The 1,989-nt window shown below is 67.9% G+C and carries 1 protein-coding gene and 1 pseudogene; both read left to right on the forward strand.

Features of this window, described 5'->3' with window-relative positions; translation table 11 throughout:
* Positions 1-974 (forward strand): protein-glutamate methylesterase/protein-glutamine glutaminase (locus AC1VAN_RS20170; RefSeq protein ID WP_480986570.1); only part of this gene is annotated, 974 nt, incomplete at its 5' end.
* Positions 975-1,066: 92 nt separating this feature from the next.
* Positions 1,067-1,989 (forward strand): annotated as a pseudogene (locus AC1VAN_RS20175) (hypothetical protein); the annotation flags it as partial.

A 1,989-nucleotide genomic window follows, 5' to 3' on the forward strand; every position in this document is an offset into this window, starting at 1 on the left:
TCGACGTGGTCGGCACCGCCGCCGACCCGCTGCTGGCCCGCGAGAAGATCAAGCGCCTGGCCCCGGACGTGATCACCCTGGACGTGGAAATGCCACGCATGGATGGCCTGGCGTTCCTGGAAAACCTGATGCGCCTGCACCCGCTGCCGGTGGTGATGATCTCTTCGCTGACCGAGCGCGGCGCCGATACCACCCTGCAGGCACTGGGCCTGGGCGCGGTGGAYTTCRTSTCCAAGCCCAAGCTCGACGTSGCCCGCGGCCTGCAGGGCTATGCCGATGAAATCATCTCCAAGGTGAAGATGGCTGCGCGTTCCCGGGTGCGCCCGCTGGTGCGCGTGGCCACGCCGAAACTCACGCTGGATGCCGCCCCTGCCGCGCGCCCGGCAGCAACGCAGTTCCGCACCACCGACCGCCTGATCGCCATCGGCTCGTCGGCTGGCGGTACCGAAGCATTGCGCGTGGTGCTGGAAGGCATGCCCGCCGACGGTCCGGCCGTGGTGATGACCCAGCACCTGCCCGCCAGCTTCAGCACCGCCTTCGCCGAACGACTGGACCGTCACTCGGCAATGGCCGTGCGCGAAGCCAGCGACGGTGAAGCGGTGCTGCCCGGCCACGCCTACCTCCCTCCGGGCGGCAAGCACCTGCGGATCATCCGCGACGGTGCACGCTGGCGTTGCCGTGTCGACGATGGTCCTGCGGTGAACCGGCACAAGCCGGCGGTGGACGTGCTGTTCCGCTCGGTGGCACAGAGCGCGGGCGGCAATGCCATCGGCGCGATCCTCACCGGCATGGGCGACGACGGTGCACGCGGCCTGCTGGAAATGCGCCAGGCCGGCGCGCCCACACTGGTGCAGGACGAGGCGACCAGCGTGGTCTGGGGCATGCCCGGCGCGGCCTTCAAGCTCGGCGCGGCCGAGGAACAGGTGCCGCTGGAGCGCATTGCCGAACGACTGCTGGCGCTGGCGCGCGGCTGAGCGTCTGCGGCGTCACCTCTGCCACTCCCTTTTTTCCACGTGCCGGCCGGGAAAGGCCGGCACGGATGTTTCGATTTTCATGGAGCTTGCCCATGGCCCAGCGCGCCCTCCCCGCCCGATCCTCCCTGCTGGCAGTCGTCCTGTTGGCCCCACTGGTGACTACCGCTGCCACAGCACCGGCCACGCCATCGGCCACGCCCGTGCCCCAACGCGATGGCCCCGCCTCCTGGACCGAGCGTGTGCAGATCCTGAGCGGCCCGGACAGCGCATCGAAGCGTCTGCACGCGCCCGACGTGGCACTGCGCATCGTCACTCCCGATGACAGCGAGGCGCTCACACCAAAGGGACTGGCCCTGCTGTTCAGCGGCAACGAGCCGGACTACTTCCGGCGCAACCACCTGCCCGGCAGCATCATCGAGGGCCAGGCCAGCCCCGCCATCACGCTGATGCCGAATGTGGCCAAGGCACTGGTGGGAGGCTACTTCCGCTATGCACCCGACGCTGTGCCCAAGCAGACCAGTACGCTGCGCTTCAGTGCAGAWGATTGGGTGCTGGTACACCAGGGCAATACGCGCAAGGATCCGCTGTATCGCCTCAACCATTCCAGCACGATCCAGCAGCGCCGCGCCGATGGCAGCCTGGCCGAGATCATCAGCTGCAACGACAGTGATGACCGGGCGACCCTGGGCGCGTGGCAGGCCGATGACTACGCCAGGCTCAAGAGCGCGGCGCAGAAGATCACCATGAAATGCATCGACAAGCTCATCAAGCGGATACCGGCGATGTACCCACGCCCGCTGGCGGCGGAAGACCTCAGTGCCTATGCGGGCGGCGCGGTTCCGCCGGCACGGGTGCGCGTGTTCGCCGACTTCGGCCGGACCACGACGTTGTTTACCGATGCCTCCTGCCGCACCGACTACCGTGACCGGATTGACGTCAAGTACAACAACGCCGGTGACAAGGGCCTGCTTGGCATTCCCAGCACCGAGGCCCTGCGCAGCAAGGAGAACCAGCG

The sequence above is a fragment of the Stenotrophomonas sp. 05L44_2 genome, assembly GCF_056665995.1.